The sequence below is a fragment of the Acinetobacter sp. YH12226 genome (genome assembly GCF_013417805.1).
Taxonomy (GTDB): Bacteria; Pseudomonadota; Gammaproteobacteria; order Pseudomonadales; family Moraxellaceae; genus Acinetobacter.
In genome coordinates, this window is record NZ_VPDG01000002.1 from 232,464 (window position 1) to 255,358 (window position 22,895).

At 43.5% G+C, this 22,895-nt stretch carries 23 protein-coding genes and 4 tRNA genes; 15 read left to right on the forward strand and 12 right to left on the reverse strand.

Going from position 1 to position 22,895, the window contains the following annotated elements; all coding sequences use genetic code 11:
- Positions 1–23 precede the first annotated feature (23 nt).
- The 5 genes from glnA (at position 24) to FTV08_RS03300 (ending at position 3,598) form a co-directional block, all read left to right on the forward strand.
- A complete protein-coding gene (glnA, locus tag FTV08_RS03280; RefSeq protein WP_004279641.1) occupies positions 24–1,439 on the forward strand; it encodes a type I glutamate--ammonia ligase in 1,416 nt (471 codons plus the stop codon).
- Positions 1,440–1,529: 90 nt separating this feature from the next.
- On the forward strand, positions 1,530–1,805 hold the full coding sequence (locus tag FTV08_RS03285) for a hypothetical protein (protein WP_004279642.1): 276 nt from the start codon (positions 1,530–1,532) through the stop codon (positions 1,803–1,805).
- 2 nt (positions 1,806–1,807) lie between these two features.
- Positions 1,808–2,314, forward strand: a complete 507-nt coding sequence (locus FTV08_RS03290) for a chorismate lyase (RefSeq protein WP_071851873.1) — start codon at positions 1,808–1,810, stop codon at positions 2,312–2,314.
- Positions 2,315–2,319: 5 nt separating this feature from the next.
- Positions 2,320–3,198 carry a 4-hydroxybenzoate octaprenyltransferase gene (gene ubiA, locus FTV08_RS03295; RefSeq protein WP_005107417.1) on the forward strand — a complete coding sequence of 293 codons (879 nt, stop codon included), beginning with the start codon at positions 2,320–2,322 and terminating at the stop codon, positions 3,196–3,198.
- Between the two features lie 136 nt (positions 3,199–3,334).
- Positions 3,335–3,598 carry a hypothetical protein gene (locus tag FTV08_RS03300; protein WP_005107416.1) on the forward strand — a complete coding sequence of 88 codons (264 nt, stop codon included), beginning with the start codon at positions 3,335–3,337 and terminating at the stop codon, positions 3,596–3,598.
- A 184-nt stretch (positions 3,599–3,782) separates the two neighbouring features.
- Here the strand turns inward: FTV08_RS03300 and FTV08_RS03305 are convergent, their stop codons facing one another.
- From FTV08_RS03305 to FTV08_RS03340, 8 genes are all read right to left on the reverse strand, one after another.
- Positions 3,783–4,772: a diaminopimelate dehydrogenase gene (locus FTV08_RS03305; protein WP_180086669.1), complete on the reverse strand. Its 990-nt coding sequence runs from the start codon at positions 4,770–4,772 to the stop codon at positions 3,783–3,785.
- Between the two features lie 318 nt (positions 4,773–5,090).
- Positions 5,091–5,534 (reverse strand): DUF2726 domain-containing protein, encoded by a 444-nt coding sequence (locus tag FTV08_RS03310; RefSeq protein WP_044112771.1) that lies wholly within the window; start codon positions 5,532–5,534, stop codon positions 5,091–5,093.
- A gap of 61 nt (positions 5,535–5,595) precedes the next feature.
- Positions 5,596–5,671, reverse strand: a tRNA-Asn gene (locus FTV08_RS03315).
- 6 nt (positions 5,672–5,677) lie between these two features.
- Positions 5,678–5,753, reverse strand: a tRNA-Asn gene (locus FTV08_RS03320).
- A 291-nt stretch (positions 5,754–6,044) separates the two neighbouring features.
- Positions 6,045–6,120, reverse strand: a tRNA-Asn gene (locus FTV08_RS03325).
- 5 nt (positions 6,121–6,125) lie between these two features.
- A tRNA-Asn gene (locus FTV08_RS03330) sits at positions 6,126–6,201 on the reverse strand.
- A gap of 148 nt (positions 6,202–6,349) precedes the next feature.
- Positions 6,350–6,976, reverse strand: a complete 627-nt coding sequence (locus tag FTV08_RS03335; RefSeq protein ID WP_004646486.1) for a superoxide dismutase — start codon at positions 6,974–6,976, stop codon at positions 6,350–6,352.
- Between the two features lie 153 nt (positions 6,977–7,129).
- The gene (locus FTV08_RS03340) at positions 7,130–7,888 is read right to left on the reverse strand and encodes a Nif3-like dinuclear metal center hexameric protein (protein WP_153566620.1); all 759 of its coding nucleotides are present in this window, start codon (positions 7,886–7,888) and stop codon (positions 7,130–7,132) included.
- Between the two features lie 170 nt (positions 7,889–8,058).
- On the opposite strand from FTV08_RS03340, the gene FTV08_RS03345 reads away from it, so the two are divergent.
- The 9 genes from FTV08_RS03345 (at position 8,059) to FTV08_RS03385 (ending at position 16,069) form a co-directional block, all read left to right on the forward strand.
- Positions 8,059–9,240 carry a trypsin-like peptidase domain-containing protein gene (locus tag FTV08_RS03345; protein ID WP_180086670.1) on the forward strand — a complete coding sequence of 394 codons (1,182 nt, stop codon included), beginning with the start codon at positions 8,059–8,061 and terminating at the stop codon, positions 9,238–9,240.
- Between the two features lie 137 nt (positions 9,241–9,377).
- The gene (locus FTV08_RS03350) at positions 9,378–9,635 is read left to right on the forward strand and encodes a hypothetical protein (RefSeq protein ID WP_180086671.1); all 258 of its coding nucleotides are present in this window, start codon (positions 9,378–9,380) and stop codon (positions 9,633–9,635) included.
- Positions 9,636–9,715: 80 nt separating this feature from the next.
- Positions 9,716–10,507 carry a pyrimidine utilization protein D gene (rutD, locus tag FTV08_RS03355; protein ID WP_180086672.1) on the forward strand — a complete coding sequence of 264 codons (792 nt, stop codon included), beginning with the start codon at positions 9,716–9,718 and terminating at the stop codon, positions 10,505–10,507.
- Between the two features lie 336 nt (positions 10,508–10,843).
- Positions 10,844–11,950, forward strand: coding sequence for a pyrimidine utilization protein A (gene rutA / locus FTV08_RS03360; RefSeq protein WP_180086673.1), 1,107 nt, complete (start codon positions 10,844–10,846; stop codon positions 11,948–11,950).
- Positions 11,947–12,708: a pyrimidine utilization protein B gene (gene rutB, locus FTV08_RS03365; protein ID WP_180086674.1), complete on the forward strand. Its 762-nt coding sequence runs from the start codon at positions 11,947–11,949 to the stop codon at positions 12,706–12,708. Before rutA ends, rutB begins: the two co-directional genes overlap by 4 nt.
- Positions 12,709–12,741: 33 nt before the next feature.
- The gene (rutC, locus tag FTV08_RS03370) at positions 12,742–13,122 is read left to right on the forward strand and encodes a pyrimidine utilization protein C (protein ID WP_004646493.1); all 381 of its coding nucleotides are present in this window, start codon (positions 12,742–12,744) and stop codon (positions 13,120–13,122) included.
- 145 nt (positions 13,123–13,267) lie between these two features.
- A complete protein-coding gene (gene rutF, locus FTV08_RS03375; RefSeq protein ID WP_004279661.1) occupies positions 13,268–13,783 on the forward strand; it encodes an NADH-dependent FMN reductase RutF in 516 nt (171 codons plus the stop codon).
- 33 nt (positions 13,784–13,816) lie between these two features.
- Positions 13,817–15,178 carry a pyrimidine utilization transport protein G gene (rutG, locus tag FTV08_RS03380; RefSeq protein ID WP_180086676.1) on the forward strand — a complete coding sequence of 454 codons (1,362 nt, stop codon included), beginning with the start codon at positions 13,817–13,819 and terminating at the stop codon, positions 15,176–15,178.
- A 15-nt stretch (positions 15,179–15,193) separates the two neighbouring features.
- Positions 15,194–16,069, forward strand: a complete 876-nt coding sequence (locus tag FTV08_RS03385; RefSeq protein WP_071851885.1) for an NAD(P)-dependent oxidoreductase — start codon at positions 15,194–15,196, stop codon at positions 16,067–16,069.
- A 134-nt stretch (positions 16,070–16,203) separates the two neighbouring features.
- Here FTV08_RS03385 and FTV08_RS03390 read toward each other — a convergent pair whose 3' ends face one another.
- The 3 genes from FTV08_RS03390 to lipA form a co-directional block, all read right to left on the reverse strand.
- Complete coding sequence (locus FTV08_RS03390) at positions 16,204–16,596, reverse strand: carboxymuconolactone decarboxylase family protein (protein WP_071851887.1); 393 nt, start codon at positions 16,594–16,596, stop codon at positions 16,204–16,206.
- Positions 16,597–16,764: 168 nt separating this feature from the next.
- On the reverse strand, positions 16,765–19,269 hold the full coding sequence (locus FTV08_RS03395; protein WP_180086677.1) for an acyl-CoA dehydrogenase: 2,505 nt from the start codon (positions 19,267–19,269) through the stop codon (positions 16,765–16,767).
- A gap of 353 nt (positions 19,270–19,622) precedes the next feature.
- Complete coding sequence (gene lipA / locus FTV08_RS03400) at positions 19,623–20,636, reverse strand: lipoyl synthase (protein ID WP_005246834.1); 1,014 nt, start codon at positions 20,634–20,636, stop codon at positions 19,623–19,625.
- Between the two features lie 213 nt (positions 20,637–20,849).
- Here lipA and sthA point away from each other — a divergent pair, with 213 nt between their 5' ends.
- Positions 20,850–22,265: a Si-specific NAD(P)(+) transhydrogenase gene (gene sthA, locus FTV08_RS03405; RefSeq protein WP_004646501.1), complete on the forward strand. Its 1,416-nt coding sequence runs from the start codon at positions 20,850–20,852 to the stop codon at positions 22,263–22,265.
- Between the two features lie 96 nt (positions 22,266–22,361).
- Here sthA and FTV08_RS03410 read toward each other — a convergent pair whose 3' ends face one another.
- Positions 22,362–22,691, reverse strand: coding sequence for a four-helix bundle copper-binding protein (locus FTV08_RS03410; RefSeq protein ID WP_071851891.1), 330 nt, complete (start codon positions 22,689–22,691; stop codon positions 22,362–22,364).
- Between the last annotated feature and the right edge of the window lie 204 nt (positions 22,692–22,895).

Here is a 22,895-nt window from a genome sequence, read left to right on the forward strand (position 1 = left end):
TGCAACAAAAACATCGGAGCAAAATGAGCATGGCGAACAAGGTCCTTCAACTCATACAAGAAAGTGGCGCAAAATGGGTCGATTTTCGCTTTACTGATACCAAGGGTAAAGAGCAACACGTCACTTACCCAGCAGACAGTATTGATGAAGATACATTTGAAGACGGCAAAATGTTTGACGGTTCTTCAATTGCAGGTTGGAAAGGCATCGAAGCATCGGACATGATTTTACGTCCGGATGCGGCAACAGGTTTTATCGACCCGTTCTTTGCAGAGCCAACAGTTGTTGTAACTTGTGACGTAATCGAGCCATCAACTGGTCAAGGTTATGATCGTGACCCACGTTCGATTGCGCGCCGTGCAGAAGAATATTTGAAATCTACCGGTATCGGTGACACTGCATTCTTTGGTCCAGAACCAGAATTCTTCGTATTTGACGAAGTAAAATGGGAAATCGACATGTCTGGCGCGCGCCATACATTGATCGCTGAAGAAGCTGCTTGGTCAACTAACAAAGACTACGAAGGCGGTAACTCTGGTCACCGTCCACGCGTAAAAGGCGGTTACTTCCCAGTTCCTCCTGTAGATTCTTCACATGACATGCGTGCAGACATGTGTGCGCGTATCGAAGACATCATGGGTCCAGGTCGTGTAGAAGTACATCACCACGAAGTTGCTTCTTGCCAGTTAGAAATTGGTGTGAGCTTCAACACTATGGTGCGTAAAGCAGACGAAGTTCAACAGTTCAAATATGCGGTTTGGAACGTTGCGCATCAATATGCAAAAACAGCAACCTTTATGCCTAAACCAATGGTGGGTGATAACGGTTCTGGTATGCACGTGCATATGTCGATCTCTAAAGACGGCAAAAACCTGTTTGCTGGTGATGAATATGCAGGCCTTTCAGAAATGGCGTTGTACTTCATCGGTGGTGTAATTAAACATGCTCGTTCTTTAAATGCGATTACTAACCCTTCTACAAACTCGTACAAGCGTTTGGTTCCACATTTCGAAGCACCGATTATGCTTGCTTACTCAGCGCGTAACCGTTCTGCATCTATCCGTATTCCTTACGTGTCTAGCCCGAAAGGCAAGCGTATTGAAGCACGTTTCCCAGATCCAATGATGAACCCGTACCTAGGTTTCGCGGCATTGTTGATGGCTGGTCTTGACGGTATTCAAAACAAGATCCACCCAGGTGAAGCTGCTGACAAGAACTTGTACGATCTTCCACCGGAAGAAGAAGCAAAAATCCCTACAGTGGCGCATAGCCTGGATATGGCGCTTGAAGCACTTCAAGCGGATCATGATTACCTGTTAAAAGGTGGCGTGTTCACGAAAGAAATGCTTGATGCTTATATCGAGCTTAAAACTGAAGAAGTTCGTCGTCTAAACACGACTACTCACCCAGTTGAATTTGATATGTACTACAGCTTGTAATTCATCACGAATTAAAGCGAAGAAAACCCGCGCATGTCGCGGGTTTTTTTGTATCATCTATTTATAATTTTAAATGATTGATGGGCTTAAATGGCACAACGTAAAAAGCACACCAGCTTTTATCCATGGATTGATCCAAAAGATCATAACAAAGGTTTTAAGTTGAACTTCTCTGAAGTGACTTATCTTGAAGTGGGGCGGACTCCCGAGGGTTATAAGCAGGCTCAATTTGTGGCGCTGAAAAATCCTGAAATAGCGCTGGATTATGCTTATCCAGAATCATTTTATTTGAGTGCTGAAGGTTTTATTTTAATTAAAACCCCACAAGGCAAATATGAAATCATTGCAAAAACAGATAACTGTTAACAATGAATAGTCGTTCTAGAAATCAAAATCAGCGTGTGTTGCTGTCAACTCTGCCTGTTGAGTTAAAACCGTGGCTGTATGCATCGGGTTCACTCACGCAACAACTGACCGATTTGGCGCAAGGACAATTCCATGTCGAGCCAATTCAAGAGCATTTTCAGCGTTTAGGCTTTGCCAATGCCAAATGGATGCAGATGTCACATCAGCATACTTCCTGGGTGCGTGAAAGTTATCTCTACGGCTCGGAACAGTCTCCTTGGGTGAAAGCCAAAAGCATCTTTCCGATTTTAAGCCTGCAAAAAAAAGCCCGAATTTTTCAGCATATTGGCACCAAACCGATTGGCTTGTTTCTGTTTCAGCGCACCAATCCACTCTGCCAGCGTCGGGTGGTACTTTTAGATGAGGGCTGGACCCGTCAGAGCTGCTATACTTGGCACGGCTGTAAATTTATCGTACAAGAAACATTTTTACCGGCATTTGAACACTTTATACAAAATTCACGGGCTTGATTTTTATGGCAACCGCACAAGCAATCACCTGGCGTGAGCGTCTTAGCGCCTATTATTATCTTTGTCGTTTTGATAAACCGATTGGCACTGAACTGGTCTTTTGGCCTACCATGTGGGCGCTGTGGATTGCCGCTCAGGGGATGCCACGTATTGAAATTTTAATTCCCATGATTTTGGGTGTGATTTTTATGCGGGCGGCAGGCTGTGCCATTAATGATTTTGCTGACCGTAAAGTCGATGCACATGTGGAGCGTACTAAAAACCGTCCGCTAGCGACTGGGATTATCAGTGCCAAAGAAGCTGTGATGGTATTTCTGGTTTTGGTGTCTGCCAGTGCCTGCCTACTATTTTTTCTGCCAATCGAAACTTTTTACTGGTCATTTGGGGCTTTATTTTTAGCGTTTATTTATCCTTTTATGAAGCGCTATACCCATTTACCTCAAGTCTTTTTGGGTGCAGCATTTTCCTGGTCGATTCCGATGGCTTATACCGCAGTTGGACAAACGCCGGATTTAACCTGCTGGCTTCTATATTTTGGTAATCTGGCCTGGACCGTAGCCTATGATACCCAATATGCAATTGCAGATCGTGAATACGATTTAAAGATTGGGGTGAAATCAACCGCGATCTTATTTGGTCGATATGATATTCAGATCATTAGCGCTTTGCAGGCCATTAGTATTCTTTTGATTGCTGTAGCACTTTGGCTAGAAAATTTACTGATTCCATTTGGTTTGGCTGCATTAATTGTTGTCGCTCTCGATTTTATTTACCAATGGTTTAAAACTCGAGATAAAAATCCACATTTGTGTTTCTGGGCGTTTAGGCATAACCGCTGGATTGGACTGATTATTTTTGCAGGAATACTACTGGCTTTGAGGTAGTGACTGTCTATCGACTGAGAAAAAAGCGTCCTATAAGGATGCTTTTGTTATTGCCTAATCTATAAGGCTTGAGCTATGACTTTATTTTGTTATATTGGGCAGTGTAATTAAATGACGAAATTAAAGCAGGTTTGTTATGTCCGAGCAGCCACAGCCCCGCAGTGTCAAAAAGCTATTGATCTTCGGTACGCTTGCACTTTGTATTCCGGTATTTTTAATTAGTATGGCATTTCTTGCAGTGAATAGTGATGCTAAAAATCAGGAAAAATACAAGCAGCAGCAGGCAGATATGATTGCGCGTATTGAAGCACGAGAAGCTGCGGAAAAGCTCAAAGCAGAGCAGGATGTTAAGGCAGATTCAACTCAAGCTGCGTCTGAAAGTAGTGCAACAGCACCTTAATCTATCTAAAATCCCTTTGTACTTGTCTAATACTGCAAATGTCTGTGTAGTAGATAGTTGCATGGGTTTCTGCAAACGATGATTTGACTGTAGATATTCGATACTTAGTAATTAGGCAAGCTGTATTCTAGAATGGAAAAATATAGCCACCCATCATCCGATCGGTGGCTATATTTAAATCATCTTAAAGCAATTCTTTGCGCAATTGTTCTGAAGATTTAATTGAAAGTAGGGCAGGTGCTACATCTAGGGCTGTTTTAGCACCATATTGCTGAGTTTGATTCAGGCGGTAGCAGGCACGGGCATAAGCCACTAGAACACTTGCAGTAAACTCCGGATTGCTATTCAGCTTTAAAGAAAACTCAATCACCTGTTTTTGTGCATCACTGGTATTACCACTACGAATGACAAAACCGCCATGTGGCATATCTTGGTGATCTTTCAGTAAAGTTTCCTCACTGATAAAATTCACAGTCGTATTATAATCTGCAAAATAATCAGGCATGCTGACGATGGTTTGTTCAACTGTTGCTGCATCAGCTCCTTGTTCCAAGACCACATAACAGTCACGATGATGTTTATCTTTGGTGCTTAACTTAGGTCGTGCGCCACTGCGGACTTGTTCAATCGCATCAGTAGATGGAATGGTATATTGAACACCAGCTTTCACCCCAGGTACACGGCGGATCGCATCCGAATGGCCTTGGCTTAAGCCTTTACCCCAAAAAGTATAAGTTTCGCCATCTGGTAATAGCGCTTCACCAAATAAACGGTTAATCGAGAACATGCCAGGATCCCAGCCAATAGAAATCATGGCTGTTTTTTTGTTAGCAAGGGCGGGTGCATCGACTGCAGCATAGTATTCCGGAATACGTGCATGCGTATCAAAACTATCTACAGTATTGAATTTACTTGCAAAGATAGGCGCCTGTTGTGGCAAGTCATCTTTAGAGCCGCTACAAAGAATCAGCACATCAATTTTATCGCTAAAATCATTTAATAGTGCATCCATGCTATACACTTGAGTTTCTGCAAAGCAAGGAGAGATGCTGCTTGGTGAGCGGCGAGTAAAAATACCGACAAGCTGCATATCAGGATTTTTTTGGATGGCAGTTTCAACACCGCGGCCAAGATTACCGTAACCTGCGATACCAATACGAATAGAATTTTGCATAAATAAACGATCACTGAATAGAAAAACAACTCCAAAAATAAGTAAGATGATGAGGGCCGGAAATGAAACAGGCCAATCAGGTCATCTGACTTATATTTTGTTTTCGAAAGGATTATAGAGCGATAACTTAAACTTTATCACCCTAATCCTGCAGAAAGGCAGGTTTAACTGAGAATGCTTGTGATGAGATGTTAAATTGGACGAGGATTGGCTAATTTTGAAGCACTAAAAGCTGCCGAGAAATTAAAAGCGGAGCAGGAGGCTTTGATTAATCCAATTCAAGCTGCACCGAAAAGTGCCGAAATTGCACAGTTTAACTTATCTTAAATCCCTTTGCAGTTGTCTGATAGTCGGAATCTGGGTGTATCGAATCACGGTATAGCCAGCTGCAATCAGCATGGCATCGCGTTCAGCATCTTCCTGTTCTTTGCCAATATGACTGGGATCATCCAGTTCAACGATCGCCACTACATTATATTCACGATCAAGTACCACGAAGTCTGTGACTTTGCGATTAAATTGATTGCGCATTTTCATCTGATCGTGCGTGATCAAAGCGCTAAACGCGACTTGTGCCAGAATGTGATGATGAGGAAAGGCATCTTTCAGACGTGTAAACATCCTGCTTTCAAAAGCAGTAATGACGCGCTTCGGATAGAATTTCTTTTGACGGGTGAAGAGGTGTGGGAAGAGCAGGCAAACTAATGCAAAAGTTGCCAGGCAGCCAATCACAAAAAATATAAACTGACTCAAATTAAACACAGATCACAAAAGGGGAGAATAAAAAAACCCACTTCGCAATGAGTGGGTTTCTTCAGAATCTTGGCTCTCCCACCTGGGCTCGAACCAGGGACCTGCGGATTAACAGTCCGTCGCTCTACCGACTGAGCTATGGGAGAATAGATTGGCTCTCCAACCTGGGCTCGAACCAGGGACCTGCGGATTAACAGTCCGTCGCTCTACCGACTGAGCTATTGGAGAATCTGACAGCGATTATAGAGAGATTTGAAAAGGGGTCAAGGCACTTTTAGAAAAAAGCTGAAGAAATTGAATCAAGTGTTTTAAAAATAGTCGAAAAGGTTTGTGGTTTAAACTGTTATGTTTATGTAAACCGGTCCTAACAGCAAAATCGCGATCAGCCTGAATTTTGATAAGTGATCTGGATCATAAGAAATGAGCGGTTGATCGCGCATATAAATCAATATGATCTCAATTTAAAAAATACAGCTATAAAAAAACCCACTTCGCAATGAGTGGGTTTCTTCAGAATCTTGGCTCTTCCACCTGGGCTCGAACCAGGGACCTGCGGATTAACAGTCCGTCGCTCTACCGACTGAGCTATGGAAGAATATATGGCTCTCCAACCTGGGCTCGAACCAGGGACCTGCGGATTAACAGTCCGTCGCTCTACCGACTGAGCTATTGGAGAATCTGATCGGCATTTTAGGGATGAATAACCAGGTCGTCAATCAATTAATGTAAAGAAATGAATTGTTTGCTTCATAAATATTCATTTAGAGCCTAAAAATAAAAAAATCACCCGAAATGGGTGATTTTTTTAGCAAAGAAATAAAAAATTATTTCTCAACACCTGCAGGCTGACCTGCATATTTCGCATTTGCATAATCCCAGTTTACTAGGCTTTCTAGGAAAGTAGAGATGTACTTAGGACGAGCATTACGGAAATCGATGTAGTAAGCGTGTTCCCAAACGTCAATCGTCAACACTGCAATTTTACCGTGCGCCATTGGCGTATCAGCATTTGAAGTTTTCATGATAGAAAGCTGACCGTTTACTTCGTCAGCCACTAACCAAGCCCAACCTGAACCAAACTGAGTAGTTGCAGCAGCAGCAAATTCTTCAGCAAATTTTTCATAAGAACCGAAAGCTTCGTCAATTTTTGCAGCCAAAGTACCAGTTGCTTTACCGCCACCGTTTTTAGCCATACAGTTCCAGTAGAACGTGTGGTTCCAAACTTGAGCCGCGTTATTGAAAACACCTGCTTTAGAAGCATCACCAGCAGTTGCTGTAATAATTTCTTCTAGAGTTTTGCCTTCAAGCTCAGTACCAGCGATCAGGTTATTCAGGTTAACCACATACGTATTGTGGTGTTTGTCGTGATGGTATTCTAAAGTTTCCTTGCTGATGTGTGGAGCAAGATCTTCGTAGCCGTAAGGTAATGCTGGTAAAGTAATGGTTGTCATGTTTTCAATTCCTTGCATTTTGCTGGGTTTTAACAATAAGTGGCTTTATTGTAATAGATAATCGGGCAGAAATGGGCATCGTGTATAAATAACAATACAGAATAAAGCCTGAAAATATATGAATAAAGCCACTGATCATAACCGTCAGTCGAATTAAATCGGATTGTTTAATTCGAAATAATCATACTCAATATTAAACTGTTCTGAAATAGCCTTGGCCAAGCGTTGCACACCGTATTTTTCAGTCACATGATGGCCACAGGCATAATAATGGACATTCAGTTCCTGAGCTTCATAAAAGGTGCGTTCGCTCACTTCACCTGAAATATAGGCATCACAATCTTGTAGTGCCGCTTTTTGAATATAATCCTGCGCACCACCGGTACAGAAACCGACTTTATGGATTTGAGTTTTTTCAGCAGGAAGATGAATCGCATCAAAGCCCAGCTTTTCTGAAACATAATTTTTAAAATCTTCCGGACTCATTGGCTGTTTTAAATAGCCAATATTGCCAATTGGACGTTTCTCACTCGGATCAAGCTGTTCGATATTTTCGAGTTCCAATAAATCCGCAATGGCGGCATTATTTCCCAGTGTTGGATGACTGTCTAAAGGCAGATGATAGCCAACCAGTGAGATATCATGTTGAATCAGGGTTTTAATGCGCTTACCACGCATTCCCGTAATCGGATAGGCTTCTCCTTTCCAGAAATAGCCATGATGAACCAGCAATAAATCTGCGCCTTGCTCAATTGCAGCTTCAATTGCACTCTGGGAGGCGGTCACGGCACAGAGGATTTTATTCACTTCGGATTTGCCTTCAATCTGCAAGCCATTCGGTGCATAGTCCTTAAATTCACGTGATGCCAAAGTCTGGTCACACCATTGAATAATATCGTTCAAATTCGCCATAAAATTCCTGTAAGTTTAAAAACTTGCCCATATTTATCTATAGGTCTAATTGTAACTAAAGCTGCACAAATCTCTGTGGAATTTTTTGTGTTTAGTTATGTATTTAGCATTACAATAGGACACAAATTACTTAGTCATCAACGAATTAAAATATTTTAGAGGATAGCAACGTGCGCCGCACCTTTACATGGTTACCCTGGGTGTTACTGATTTTAGTCATTATCGGTTTTTTGGGGTGGCAACAACTACAAAAACCAAAGGCACCAGTTGCGCCAGATGGCGTCAAAATGCCTGCTGAAAAAGTAGAGCCGTTGATTGATACGTCGCGCTCAGGAGGCGTGGTCTCCTACAGTGCTGCTGTAAAAGTGGCAGCCCCGGCTGTCGTGAATATTTTTACTACCCAAAAAGTCAAGCAACAGGCGCATCCTTTACTGACCGATCCGGTATTTCGTGAATTCTTTGGCGATCAGTTGCCTGACCAGTATGGACAAAGCCCGAATGAAAACAGTTTAGGTTCGGGTGTAATTGTACGTCCAGACGGTTATATCCTGACCAATAACCACGTGATTGCGCAGGCCGATCAGATTGTAGTGGCTTTGCAGGATGGACGTCGTGCTGAAGCCAAGGTGGTCGGAACTGATCCGGATACCGATCTGGCCGTGATCAAGATTGAACTGACACAATTGCCAGTTCTGCCATTTAAACTCAGTGGCAATGAAGTCGGTGATGTGGTTCTGGCGATTGGTAATCCTTTTGGTGTTGGGCAAACCGTGACGCAGGGGATTATCTCGGCAACGGGCCGTTCAGACTTGGGTATCAATACCTATGAAGACTTTGTGCAGACTGATGCTGCAATTAACCCGGGTAACTCGGGTGGTGCGCTGATTGATGTCGCCGGTAATTTAATTGGTGTGAATACTGCAATCTTCTCGCAGTCTGGTGGTTCACTGGGGATTGGTTTTGCCATTCCGGCCAAAATCTGTCAGCAGGTGATGAATGCCATTTTGAAAGATGGCCGTGTGGTTCGTGGCTGGTTAGGGATCAGCTTATTACCTGCAGAGCGTGATGATGTCCTGCAACCCAAAGAAAAAGGTGTGACGGTCGCAGAAGTGCTACCGGATGGACCTGCTGCCAAGGCTGGAATCCAGCGTGGCGATAAGATTATGAAAGTAAATGAGGAAGAGATTAGTTCTGCCTCACATCTGATTAATTTTGTGGCCTTGCAAAAGCCAAACAGTACCATTCAGATTGAAATTGAGCGGGCAGGAAGAACCATGATGCTAGAAGTTGTGGTGACTGAACGTAAGGCACAAAACAGTGCTTCACAATATATTCCTCTGCCAGGCCAATAATTTTGATTAAAAAAAGTCCCTCATGATGAGGGATTTTTTTTATACTTTCTTTCAGCATGTTCTGATACAAAAGTGAAATATTAAGCGTTTTATAAATCATTTAGCTTAGTGAAATAACATTAAAAGAGAAAATAAAAATGAATTTTATGACGGCAGATCAGGCCAAAATTTTATCCAATGTTGCTAACCTGGATATTGAAATGTACAAGCCACGTCTGGCGCAACTGATTGAAGATAATGCCCGGCAAGGCAATACAGCGGTACTGACAGTTTTTCCCAAACATCTGCCTTTGGAAGATATCCGTGCCTTGTCTGCCGAGTTAACAGATCTGGGTTATAACGTACGTTTTGAAGTACAAGAATTTTATTACAGCTTTAATGTCTACTGGCTGTAATTTTAACAGTTGTTCAAAAAAGGTCCTGTTTAGGCATATATTTTGCTGCGTTCATCTCATATTTAAACTATGAGAAATTTATGTCTTTATTTATTCATCATGCAGCACAGGCAGATGCACCTTATGTGGTGCTTTCGTCCGGACTGGGCGGACATGCCAGTTTCTGGAATCCTCAAATTAGAGTTTTACAGCAGCATTTTCATGTGGTTACTTATGACCAGGAAGGCTGTCATTCAGATTCTGAACTCTTGCCCACGCCTTATTCGATCGACCATATGGCCGGCCAGATTCTGGATTTATTGATCAATGATGGCATTCGAGAGTTTCATTTTATCGGGCATGCGTTGGGCGGACATATCGGCATGCAACTGGCGACCTATCAGGCTGAAAGAAAGTTTAAGCTGCTCAGTTTGACCATGTTAAATGCTTGGGGAGAGCTGGATGCTCATACTCAGAAGTGTTTCGAAGCCCGGACTTCGTTATTGCTCAATAGCGGGGCAGAGGCATATGTGAGAGCACAGGCTTTATTTCTTTATCCGCCGCAGTGGATTTCAACCCATATTGATCAGTTAACCGAAGCAGAAAATAAGCAACTCCTTGACTTTCCACCGATCAAAAATGTTCTGGCACGCCTACAAGCCGTGCAGACTTTTAAACTAAACACAGAACATCAACAGGCACTCAAAGATATTCCTATACATCTGCTTGCCAATCAGAATGATTTCCTGGTGCCTTATCAACGGTCACAGCAATTACAGCAATGCTTGCCGCATAGTCAGCTAAGTTTGCTTGCTACAGGTGCACATGCATCTACTGTGACCGAGACAGATCAGGTGAATCAACTGATCCTTTCATTCCTGATTTCCCCTTAGTTTGAAGATTTTTTTAAAGCCAGACCTCGTGTCTGGTTTTTTATTTTTTCTAATCAATCATTTTTGTAGCATCAGCATGGTTTTTACTTCGAATTGATGCATGAACTGCAAATGCAAAAATTGCTACGAGTGCACTTGAATGAAACAATATGTTCAAAATTGACTCATAGGTAAAAATGGTTATTTTACTAAAAATTCAAAAAATAAAATATTAAGTAATTGATAATTATAAATTAAATATAGTTGGCACACGCTTTGCAATGTTTATCTTGTAAATAAAATTCCCGAAGTGGAATCAGAATTTTGAATAAGTGTTAAAAATAATGAGGTGTGAAAATGAAAATAGGTGTCTTCTGTCCAATCGGAAATAATGGCTGGTTACTCTCTGAAAATGCACCGCAGTACATGCCGACTTTTGAGTTAAACAAACAAATCGTACAGCGCGCTGAGCACTATGGTTTCGATTTCGCACTTTCTATGATCAAGCTGCGTGGCTTTGGTGGCAAGACTGAATTTTGGGAACATAACCTGGAAACTTTCACCCTGATGGCAGGTCTTGCTGCTGTCACCAGCAAAATTAAAATTTTCGCAACTGCCGCAACTCTGGTGATGCCACCTGCAATTGTCGCGCGCATGGTATCAACTATTGATTCGATTTCAAATGGTCGTTTTGGTCTGAATGTCGTGACCGGCTGGCAACCACCTGAATATACCCAAATGGGTATGTGGCCAGGTAATGACTATTTTGGTAAACGCTATGAATATCTGTCTGAATATGTACAAATTCTGCGTGAACTTTGGGCGACTGGTAAGTCAGACTTTAAGGGCGAACATTTCCAGATGGAAGACTGTCGTGTCAGCCCTCGCCCGCAAGCAGACATGAAAATCATCTGTGCTGGTCAGTCTGATGCCGGTCTGGAGTTTTCTGCGCAATATGCTGACTACAACTTCGTGTTTGGTAAAGGGCTGAATACACCGACCGCTTATGCAGAAATTAATGATCGCCTAAAAGAAAAAACAGATGTGACGGGTCGTGATGTACAGACTTATGTGCTGTTTATGGTCATCGCGGCAGAAACTGATGAAGAAGCTCAAGTGAAATGGCAACACTATAACGATGGCGCAGATATGGAAGCGATTAACTGGTTGATGAATCAGGGCGGGAAAGACACGACTTCCGGTGCAGATACCAATATCCGTCAAATGGCGTCTAGCGTATCTCCAGTGAATATCAATATGGGAACCTTGGTAGGTTCTTATGAAAATGTGGCACGAATGTTGGATGAAATTGGCGAGATCAAGGGCACTGAAGGTGTGTTGCTGACCTTTGATGATTTCGTTCAGGGTGTAGAAGATTTCGGTCAGAAAATCCAGCCATTGATGAAATACCGTGACCATATTGTGATTGAGGGTGAAGCACCTGTACTGGAGAAAAGCGCATGAGTGAATCAGTGGTAAGGGCCGGTTTCACAGAAAAAATCGGCACTGGAAAAACGCTTAAAGCTGAACCTGAAGCAATCTGCCTTGCACCAGAACAGACTGCCCTGATTGTGATTGACATGCAGAATGCCTATACCTCGCAGGGCGGCTATCTGGATCTGGCGGGTTTTGATGTCTCAAAGACCAAACCCGTAGTCGAAAACATTAAAAAGGCAGTCGATGCTGCGCATGCGGCCGGTATTCAGGTGATTTATTTCAAAAATGGCTGGGATGCAGAATATAAGGAAGCAGGTGGTACAGATTCTCCGAATTTCCATAAATCCAATGCCTTAAAGACCATGCGTAAACGTCCCGAATTACAGGGGCAATTACTGGCCAAAGGTAGTTGGGATTTTGAACTGATTGATGAGTTAAAGCCACTGCCACAAGACCTGGTGATCGAAAAGCCACGTTATAGCGGTTTCTTTAATACCGCGTTGGACAGCATGTTACGTGTGCGAGGAATCCGTAATCTGGTCTTTGTCGGGATTGCCACCAACGTTTGTGTGGAATCGACGCTACGTGATGGCTTCTTCTTGGAGTATTTCGGTGTAGCACTTGCCGATGCCTGCTATCAGGCGGGTCCAGTCGAAGCGCATGAAGCCAGTCTGTATAACATCAAGACCTTCTTTGGCTGGGTATCAGATACCAAAAATTTTGTAGAGACCTTTCAAAAAGAAAGTGAGTCACTAAAAGAAACTAAATTAGCTGTAAGCGCATAAAGAATTAAAGAACAGAATTAAGGAAAAAATAGTATGCCTAAAGAAATCATTATTCCAGCAGGAACATCGAAACCATTAGCACCGTATGTACCGGCAACCAAGGCAGACAATATCGTGTATGTATCCGGTACATTAGCTTTTGATGAAAATAATAATGTGGTGCATGTCGGTGATGCCGCAGCACAGACCCGTCATATTCTGGAAACTATCAAGCGTGTGATTGAGGAAGCCGGTGGCAGTATGGATGACGTGACCTTTAACCATGTCTTTGTCAAAGACTGGGCAGATTATGCTGCGATTAATGCAGTGTATGCAGAGTATTTCCCGGGAGATAAGCCGGCACGGTATTGCGTACAGACAGGTTTGGTCAAACCTGATGCGCTGGTCGAAATTGCTTCGATTGCCCATGTATAAGCCGATCCACCTGATTCAATCTCATTACTAGATGCCCCAGGTCTGAAACTGAATATTGACTTGGGGGCGGGAGAACAGCATGAATGCCAAACTATCTAAAATCATCACAGAAACAGTTGCAGAAAATAACGCATTAAATAAGGTTTTGGCGACTAACGCATCAGATGACATCTTTACCCAAGTTGATCAGCAGATTTTCCGTCAAGGCATGTCTAATCTAGGTGCTGCAGTGAATGTCATTACCACGCAAGGCGATGCAGGAATGGCTGGATTTACCGCTTCGGCCGTATGTAGCGTGACGGATACACCACCAACGTTACTGGTGTGCCTGAACCGTTCTGCGTCAGTCTATGAAACCTTTAAAAAGAATCAGGTGTTGTGTGTGAATACCCTGGCATCACATCAACAAAATCTTTCCAATCTGTTTGGTGGAAAAACACCAATGGCAGAGCGTTTCAGTCAGGGGAACTGGAAAACTTTGGTGACCCAGTCGCCTGTACTTGAAGATGCCTTAGTCAGTTTTGACTGCGAGGTGGTCCAATGTTTATCCGTAGGCAGTCATGACGTGCTGTTCTGTGAGGTGAAAGCCATGTGCCAGAGTCAAGGCAATGCGCTGATGTACTTTAACCGTTCTTACTGTGAGCCACACAAAATGTGCTAAATCAATTCAGTCCTAATCAAGGAGGGGAAGCCGATGCAAGAAAAAGAAACGTGGTTTCCAAAATTTAAGCCTTACCAAGGCAATCTCGATACCACACCCGTGCAAACAGATGAATATCTGCCTGCTGGGAAAAGTATTATTCTCGGGTTACAGCATGTGTTTGCGATGTTTGGGGCAACCGTGCTGGCGCCACTTTTAATGGGGTTTGATCCCAATCTCACGATTTTCATTACTGGGATTGGGACCATTTTATTTTTCCTGATCACTGGCGGTCGATTGCCAAGTTATCTGGGGTCTAGTTTTGCCTTTATTGGCGCCGTGGTGGCGGTCACAGGCTACTCCGGAGCAGGGGCGAATCCCAATATCGGGCTGGCGCTTGGCGGTACCATTGCTTGCGGTATTGTCTATGCCTTGATTGGTCTGCTGGTCATGAAAACCGGTACCAACTGGATTGAAAAACTGATGCCGCCAGTAGTGACAGGCGTGATTGTGATGATCATTGGTTTGAACCTGGCGCCAGTCGCAATTAAGAGTGTTTCAGCGAACCAGTTTGATTCCTGGATGGCATTAATCACCATTATCTGTATCAGTGTGATTGCTGTGTTTACCCGAGGAATGGTACGCCGTCTGTTGCTGTTATTGGGCTTATTGTCTTCCTATCTGATTTATTTCCTTTTCACCAATGTGATGGGCTTCGGACCTGCGATTGATTTTACCAAGGTCAGTGAAGCAGCATGGTTTGGTTTGCCAAATTTCCAGAGTCCGGTCTTTGAAATAAATGCCATGCTAATGATTGCACCAGTGGCAATTATCTTGGTTGCAGAAAATCTGGGACACTTTAAGGCAGTCTCTGCGATGACCGGTAAAAACCTGTCACCGTATATGGGACGCGGTTTCTTTGCTGATGGGGTGTGTACTTCATTGTCAGCTTCTGTCGGTGGTACAGGCATGACCACTTATGCCGAAAATATCGGTGTAATGGCAGTCACCAGAGTTTATGCAACCACTGTATTTGTCTTTGCTGGTATCTTCGCAATTTTACTCGGACTTTCGCCTAAATTTGGCGCAGTGATCAGTACCATTCCAGTGGCTTTATTGGGTGGTGCATCGATTGTCGTATTTGGTCTGATTACGGTGGCTGGTGCGAAAATTTGGGTAGATAACCGTGTTGATTTCACCAAGAACAGTACGCTGATTATTGGTGCCGTGTGTCTGATCATGGGTACAGGGAACTATAGCTTGCAGATCGGTGGTTTTGATCTGGGTGGTATTGGTACCGCAACCTTAGCCGCAATTCTATTGAATCTATTCCTGAACCGTGGTGAAGATAAAGAATTACCAGCATCTGAACCAGCTGAAACTGTAACCGAAGTTGAGGCTAAGCCAGTCGTTTAAAATGAGGAGCATTTTTTGAGTCATACAATTGCATTTTTAGGACTCGGGGCAATGGGCTGGCATATGGCCTCCCATTTGCCAAAACTCGGACATCAGGTGTGGGTCTGGAACCGTACTGAACAGAAAGCTGTAGCGCATGCCGAAACTTTTGTAACGCAGGCAGTTGGTATTGAGCAGGCGGTTCAGGCAGATTTTATCTTTTCCTGTTTACCGACCAGTCAGTATGTAGAAGCATTAATTGCAGCTCATCCACCCAAACAAGGTGCAATCTGGATTGACTGTACCAGTGGTGTACCGGAATCAGCACAGAAACTGGCGAAGCTCTTGGAGCAACAAAGCAGTTTTTATCTGGATGCACCGGTTTCTGGCCAAACCGTTGGCGCAGAAAAAGGCACTTTAACTGTGATGGTCGGAGGCAATGAACAAGCCTTTGAACAAGTCAAGCCGATCATTGATGCCTTTGCAGGTTTGATTGAATATGTGGGAGAAAGCGGTTCTGGTTTTGCGGTGAAAGCCGTGAATAATACCTTAATGGCGACTCACTTATGGGCATTGGCTGAAGGGCTGACTGTGCTGAAAGGGCAGGGCGTTGATTTAAGCAGTGCACTAAACTGTATTAATCATTCCAGTGGTAAAAGCAGCATGTCGGAAAATATCATGGCACAGCGTGTACTGAGCCGTGAGTTTCACAAGACCTTTGCGCTGGATTTATTGCAGAAAGATATTGGTATTGCCTTGGAACTGGTGCAGCAACAGCAACTGGATTTAACGGTGATGTCTTTGGTTCAGCAGGAGTTTCAGCAGATTTCCAACCCACAGGCCAGCCAGCTGGATTTCTCCGCTGCGGTGCAAGGCTTGGAGCAACGTACTCAAATTGAATTAAGAGGATAATCTTTTCAAACAATATTAAAGACAGTGTTAAAGAAGTTATAGCTATAGATATATCATTTTAAAATTTAAAAAGCCGGGAATTTTAATTCCCGGCTTTATTTATTCATTAAGCAGCTCAATAGCCTAAGTAAATCTTAATTCTGCTGATTTGCCTGATATTCCTGAATCACTTCAAGCGCTGCACGGAAGGCTTCCTGAGTAGCAGGGGCACCGCAGTAAGGCAGACTATGCAGTAGCACTTCCTGAATTTCTTCAACTGTTGCACCATTATTCAAAGCGCCACGAACATGGCCTTTCAATTCAGTTGGGCTTTTTTGCGCGGTAAGAAAAGCAATGGTAATTAAAGAACGGTATTTACGTGGTAAAATCCCTTCACGTTGCCAGGTTGAGCCCCAGGCATGTTCATTAATCCAGTCCTGCAAAGGCTGAGTAAAAGGAACCGTATTGTCCTGAGCACGTTTTACAAAGCTTTCACCCATCACTTCAGTACGGACTTTCAAGCCATTTTCATAATCTTGTTGTGACATCATTGACCCTCAATTTTATTATGGGTCTAGCTTAACGTTTAATATCTTAAATACCATCGTGCAATAGTCGTAAAAAAGTGGCTGAATAGCCACTTGTGATATTCCAAAGTGAAATCAGGAAATAACCTTACTTTGGAAAGCAAGATCCGATTTAGATAAGAGATCTATCTAAGGACTGGTTGAATGTGAAGGTGCACTTTGAACTGAAGTATCAGTACCTGTTGCATCTGCTTTCGAAATATGAGGATTTTCAAGTTCCAATACTTCCTGTAAATGCAGATCGAAGACATCAGTCAACATGCTATCATAGCGACGTGCATTATAGTGCAGCAACTTATTCGCTTCTTCTTCATTAATAAAGCCTTGTTCATGCGCATCAGCCACATGATCAGCAAAACTAAGTCCTTTAAATTGACCTTTGTTTTCGGCTTTCTTAAAGCGATCCCAAAGCTGCTCAATTTCCAATAACATGGTGAAGGTTGATTCCATACGACCATTCACATCATCTTCCGCTGTGCTATAGAAAACATGCTTTTTCAGTACTTTCCGGAAAGCGTTATCTTCCATCATGACATTTGCGACTTCCTGTTTAAGTCGGTCAGATGGCTTCGCGACAGGTCGGCCAAATGGGAAACAGATGAGCTTAACCATGCCAGCAGCAATACCCACCGGGAAGTTCGCAAACAGGTCATAAAAGGCTTCCTGCGCTGTATACAGAGACTTTTCTACCGCAAGCTGTGCATGTAAACGCTCATCTTCAGTCTTTTTGCTATGCTCAAAATATTTGAGAATTGAGGAAGCAATAAACAGATGTGCATGAATATCGGCCAGACGACCCGAAAGCATTTCCTTACGTTTGATATCCCCTGCGAGTAAACCTAGGCACATATCCGCAGTTAAAGCAAAGTTGGCACTCAGCCGATTAATGATCTTATAATAAGGCTGAGTGAAATCAACCGCACTTTGCGGCGCAGCACTTGAGCCACCTGTAAAGGCATAGGCAAAGGAGCGAGCAGTCCGGTTAAAGGTGTAACCCAAATGCTTAAACAGCAAGTTATCAAAAGGATTTAGAGCCGCTGCCGAGTCTTCTGCCTGTAAGAGCTGTAATTCTTCATATAGATAAGGATGGCAGCGCATTGAACCCTGTCCAAAAATCATCAAGGAACGACTGAGAATATTGGCGCCTTCGACGGTAATGGAGACTGGAATTGCCTGATAGTAAGGCGCCAGAAAGTTACGCGGGCCCATTTGAATGGCGCGGCCACCGACCACATCCATACCGTGATTGACCACTTTACGCATGCCTTCTGTCGCGTAATATTTGGCAATCGCCGTCATTACTGCAGGTTTACCGCCCTGATTCAGACCACAGGTGACCAGATAACGGAAGGCTTCCAGCATATAGGTGTCACTGGCGATTTCACTATTGGCTTCCTGTACCCCCTCAAACTTACCGACTGAAATTTTGAATTGCTGACGAATACGAGAGAAAGCCCCCACATTTAAATAAGTCATTTCTGCTGTAGACGTAGACAGCGCTGGTAGGGAAATGCCACGACCAACTGCCAGACATTCCATCAGCATGCGCCATCCTTTACCGGCATTTTTGACGCCACCAATAATCCAGTCCAATGGAATAAAGACATCTTTACCTTCCACTGTTCCATTCATGAATGGCGGGCCAGGATTATGCCGTGGTCCCACTATTACGCCTTCGTGACTGGCAGGAAGTAGGGCACAGGTAATCCCATATTCAGTTTGCTCACTCAGAAGATGATCAGGGTCATACATCTTAAAGGCCAGACCCACCACTGTCGCAATCGGTGCCAAGGTAATCCAACGTTTAGAAAAATTCATTCTCAAGCCCAGTACTTCCTGACCTTCAAACTGGCCATAGCAAACCACACCCGTATCAGGAATCGCACCAGCATCTGAACCTGCTTCTGGACTGGTCAAACCGAAACAGGGAATTTCTTCACCGCGCGCCAGACCCGGCAGATAACGGTCTTTCTGTTCTTCGGTACCGTAATGCAGCAACAGCTCACCCGGTCCGAGCGAATTCGGCACCATACAACTCACGGCTGTGGTCAGAGAACGCGAAGCAATCTTGCTCATCACCCGACTTTGGGCAAAGGAGCTAAAGGCACGACCGCCGTATTCTTTGGGAATAATCAGGCCTAAGAAACCATGCTCCTTGATATATTGCCAGACATGATCAGGCAGTGCTTTTTGCTCATGAATTTCCCATTCATCCAGCATGCTGCATAAGGTCTCAACTTCATTGTCCAGAAAAGCCTGTTCTTCTAGCGATAATTTGGGATAGGGATAACTATTAAAGGTTTCCCAATTCGGTGCACCCATAAACAGCTCTTTTTCCCACCAACTGGTCCCGGAATCCAATGCTTCGCGTTCTGTCGGACTAATGCTCGGCATAGCATTGGCCAGTGCTTTATAGGCCGGTTTGGAAATAAACGACATACGTAAAGGGTCGATCATCACCACAAGGCTAATCAGGATCAGCGGAATGCCGAGAATAAGTGACCATGGGCTAATAAAGGCACACACCACTGACATCACTATCAGCGCGACTGCACCCACACTACGCGAGAGCTGAAAATAGAAAACAGCCCATAAACTGAGTAATAGCAGTAGTACAGCAAATATAAATAGCATTGTTATAGTTCTCCAGATTTATACAACGCTGCCTGTGCCAGGATCTCATAGAATTTTTGTCACAGTTCATTCATTTTTTTGTCGCTTGAGGATCGAACAGGTTCAGCATTGCACGTGTGAGAATGATCGTTTTCAAGTCTTGCAACGATATTTTAAAATCTTTCATCTATTTCTGAGATTGTTTGAAAAATGCTCAGTCTTCAAGTGAGAACGCGCAAAGAAATGTGAAGATAAGTAATGACTTAATCTTTGTCTAATAGAGAAAAATCAGCTTAACACTGAGTAAAATTTTAATTATAGATATTAAAAAGCCCTCTACTTGAGAGGGCTTTTATTTCATCTATTTAAACCGATTAAGCTTCAATGGCCTGAACTGCAATTTTCTTGGCAGGGTCAACCTTACGACGCACTGCTGGTACAGGTTCGCCATAGTATTGACGGTCGGCAAAGTAGCTTGAACGAACCATTGGTGCAGCCCAGATATTGCGGAAGCCCAGTTTTTGGCCATGTTCAGTATAACGCTCGAATTCTTCTGGTGTTACGAAGCGGTCAATCGCTGCATGTTCTTTTGAAGGCTGCAAATACTGACCAATCGTCACATAATCTACGCCATGCGCATGCAGATCATCAAGCAGGGCAAGCACTTCTTCTTCAGTTTCACCAATACCGACCATGAGACCACATTTGGTTGGTACGTCCGGGCAGTATTCTTTAAACATTTTCAGCAGATTTAAAGAGTGCTGATAGTCAGAACCTGGACGCATGGCTTTATATAAACGCGGCACGGTTTCAATATTGTGGTTAAACACATCTGGCGGGCATTCAGTCATGATACGCAGCGCGATATCCATACGGCCACGGAAGTCCGGTACCAGAATTTCCAGTAAGGTATTCGGACTTAAGGCGCGTGCTTCTTTAATGCAATCCACAAAATGCTGTGCACCGCCATCCAGTAAATCATCACGGTCTACCGAAGTGATCACTGCATATTTCAAACCCAGATTGGCAATAGTTTCTGCCATATGACGCGGTTCATCTGCATCGAGTGCATTTGGACGGCCATGAGCCACATCACAGAACGGACAACGACGGGTACAGATATCGCCCATAATCATGAAAGTCGCAGTACCGCCACCAAAACATTCAGGCAGGTTTGGACAGGCGGCTTCTTCGCACACCGTATGTAATTTTTGCTGACGTAGTGTGGTTTTAATACGTTGAACTTCTTCAGGTGCCGCCATTTTCACCCGGATCCAGTCCGGCTTACGTGGCGTTTCAACCGTAGGAACAACTTTTACAGGAATGCGGGCAACTTTTTCCGCACCGCGAAGTTTGACGCCCTGTTCAGGTTTACGGTTTTCAGACATATTCAACTTTTCCACTGTTTTTGAAGGGGGAGATACTCAAAGATAGCGCAGTTATTATAACGGACTTCGTTCTAAATAGGGCAAAAAGGGGTATTCATTTAAAAAATGTTCTTATCAAGCAATATATGTGAGTTAAATACACCAAATCAACAGGATTTACGTCATAATAAGAGTGTAGATTAAAGTGAATTTTTTAATTTTGAGGAGCGTTGAATGCCACGTAAAAAAGAGGTCGTTAGTGGGACTTTCGTTAAATATGATGCGGTAGTTCTAGGTTCGGGCCCTGCGGGCGAAGGCGCGGCAATGAAACTTGCCAAATCTGGTAAGCGTGTTGCAATCGTTGAGATGCGTGAACAGCTGGGTGGTAACTGTACCCATGTCGGTACGATTCCAAGTAAAGCATTGCGTCAAACAGTATCCAGTATTATCCGTTATCAACGTGATCCACTGTTTCAAAAAGTTGGGGACTGGAAGCAGTTCACCATGAAGCAAGTGTTGCGTCACGCACATAAAGTTATTCAACAACAAGTAGATACACATTCACGTTTCTACGACCGCAATAAAATTGATATTTATCATGGTCGTGCTTACATTCAGGATCAAAATACCATTTTTGTATTTAACCCAGATGGCATTAAAGAAACGCTGATGTTTAAGCAACTGGTCATTGCCAGCGGCTCGCGTCCATATCGTCCAGACATTCTTGATTTTAATCATCCGCGTGTATTTGATTCAGACAAAATTCTGGATCTGGACTATTCCATCCAGAAAATCATTATTTATGGCGCAGGTGTAATCGGTTGTGAATATGCCTCGATCTTTATTGGTCTGGGACATAAAGTTGACCTGATCAACACCCAGCACAAACTTTTAAGCTATCTGGATGATGAAATCTCTGATGCACTGTCTTATCACTTGCGTGAACAGGGTGTATTGATTCGTCATAATGAACAGATCGACTTTTTAGAAACATTTGATGACCATGTGGTGATGCACACGCAAAGCGGCAAGAAAATCAAAGCTGATGCAATTTTGTGGTGTAATGGCCGTTCAGGCAATACCGATGGTCTAGGTCTTGAAAATGTTGGCCTGAAACCGAACAGCCGTGGTCAATTGACTGTGAATGATCAATATCAGACTGAAGTTGAAAATATCTATGCTGCCGGTGATGTGATCGGCTGGCCTTCGCTAGCCTCTGCTGCCTATGACCAAGGTCGTTGCGCGGGTGCCAACATGAGCGGCGAGAAAGACGTTGCACCGGTGACTGATATTCCAACCGGGATTTATACCATTCCTGAGATTTCTTCGATTGGTAAGACTGAACAGCAGCTGACTGAAGAAAAGATTCCGTATGAAGTCGGTCAGGCATCATTCCGTCATTTGGCACGTGCACAGATTACCGGTGATACTATGGGCGAATTAAAGATTCTGTTCCATCGCGAAACGCTAGAAGTTTTGGGTGTACATTGCTTCGGTAACAATGCCTCTGAAATTATCCATATTGGTCAGGCGGTCATGAACAGCCCGAATAATACGATCAAGTACTTTGTAGAAACCACGTTTAACTATCCGACTATGGCGGAAGCGTATCGTGTAGCGACACTGAATGGTATGAACCGTTTATTCTAAGTGAGATATTTGACTTAGACAGAAAAACCGCAAGTCTTCACTTGCGGTTTTTTTATTGGAATTGATTAAGTCAGTCGAGTTGATCAAATTGAATTTTTAAGCAGCCATTTTTCGGCATTCTTCAACACAGCGGCGGCATGCTTCGGCACATTGCTGACAATGTTCATGTTGGTGCTTGCCACATTCTTCTGCACAGTAGTCACATGCTTTGGCGCAAAGTTCACATATCTCATGCATGAATGGAGACTGCTTTTGTTCCATACGGGCACACAGCTGACAGATATCTGCACAATCCAGACAGCGCTGGATACATTCCCGCATCATGTCTAAATCTTCTTCTTTAAGACAGGCACTGGCACAGTTAGCGCATGCCAGGGAACAGTTCATACAGGTTTGAACACAATCTGAAAATTGAAGCTGATTCATTGTCGTTTCCTCTTTCCATAGGTTTATTGCTGATTTTCTAATACGCTAAGCAGAAAAAGGAAAATACACTAGGCAGATTAGGTGAGGAAAAGTAAACAGGCACTTTGTTTTGTTAAAGGATTTACTTCCATATTTATATTCAGAACCAAGGATGTTGATTGTTTGAAAAAATAAAAAACCATTGAGGCGGTCAAAGTCTCAATG

Excerpts from the sequence above, each read along its gene's own strand:
- glnA (WP_004279641.1), top strand. The coding sequence starts at position 24 with ATGAGCATGGCGAACAAGGTCCTTCAACTCATACAAGAAAGTGGCGCA.
- FTV08_RS03285 (WP_004279642.1), top strand. The coding sequence starts at position 1,530 with ATGGCACAACGTAAAAAGCACACCAGCTTTTATCCATGGATTGATCCA.
- FTV08_RS03290 (WP_071851873.1), top strand. The coding sequence starts at position 1,808 with ATGAATAGTCGTTCTAGAAATCAAAATCAGCGTGTGTTGCTGTCAACT.
- ubiA (WP_005107417.1), top strand. The coding sequence starts at position 2,320 with ATGGCAACCGCACAAGCAATCACCTGGCGTGAGCGTCTTAGCGCCTAT.
- FTV08_RS03300 (WP_005107416.1), top strand. The coding sequence starts at position 3,335 with ATGTCCGAGCAGCCACAGCCCCGCAGTGTCAAAAAGCTATTGATCTTC.
- FTV08_RS03305 (WP_180086669.1), bottom strand. The coding sequence starts at position 4,772 with ATGCAAAATTCTATTCGTATTGGTATCGCAGGTTACGGTAATCTTGGC.
- FTV08_RS03335 (WP_004646486.1), bottom strand. The coding sequence starts at position 6,976 with ATGACAACCATTACTTTACCAGCATTACCTTACGGCTACGAAGATCTT.
- FTV08_RS03340 (WP_153566620.1), bottom strand. The coding sequence starts at position 7,888 with ATGGCGAATTTGAACGATATTATTCAATGGTGTGACCAGACTTTGGCA.
- FTV08_RS03350 (WP_180086671.1), top strand. The coding sequence starts at position 9,378 with ATGAATTTTATGACGGCAGATCAGGCCAAAATTTTATCCAATGTTGCT.
- rutD (WP_180086672.1), top strand. The coding sequence starts at position 9,716 with ATGTCTTTATTTATTCATCATGCAGCACAGGCAGATGCACCTTATGTG.
- rutA (WP_180086673.1), top strand. The coding sequence starts at position 10,844 with ATGAAAATAGGTGTCTTCTGTCCAATCGGAAATAATGGCTGGTTACTC.
- rutB (WP_180086674.1), top strand. The coding sequence starts at position 11,947 with ATGAGTGAATCAGTGGTAAGGGCCGGTTTCACAGAAAAAATCGGCACT.
- rutC (WP_004646493.1), top strand. The coding sequence starts at position 12,742 with ATGCCTAAAGAAATCATTATTCCAGCAGGAACATCGAAACCATTAGCA.
- rutG (WP_180086676.1), top strand. The coding sequence starts at position 13,817 with ATGCAAGAAAAAGAAACGTGGTTTCCAAAATTTAAGCCTTACCAAGGC.
- FTV08_RS03390 (WP_071851887.1), bottom strand. The coding sequence starts at position 16,596 with ATGTCACAACAAGATTATGAAAATGGCTTGAAAGTCCGTACTGAAGTG.
- FTV08_RS03395 (WP_180086677.1), bottom strand. The coding sequence starts at position 19,269 with ATGCTATTTATATTTGCTGTACTACTGCTATTACTCAGTTTATGGGCT.
- lipA (WP_005246834.1), bottom strand. The coding sequence starts at position 20,636 with ATGTCTGAAAACCGTAAACCTGAACAGGGCGTCAAACTTCGCGGTGCG.
- sthA (WP_004646501.1), top strand. The coding sequence starts at position 20,850 with ATGCCACGTAAAAAAGAGGTCGTTAGTGGGACTTTCGTTAAATATGAT.
- FTV08_RS03410 (WP_071851891.1), bottom strand. The coding sequence starts at position 22,691 with ATGAATCAGCTTCAATTTTCAGATTGTGTTCAAACCTGTATGAACTGT.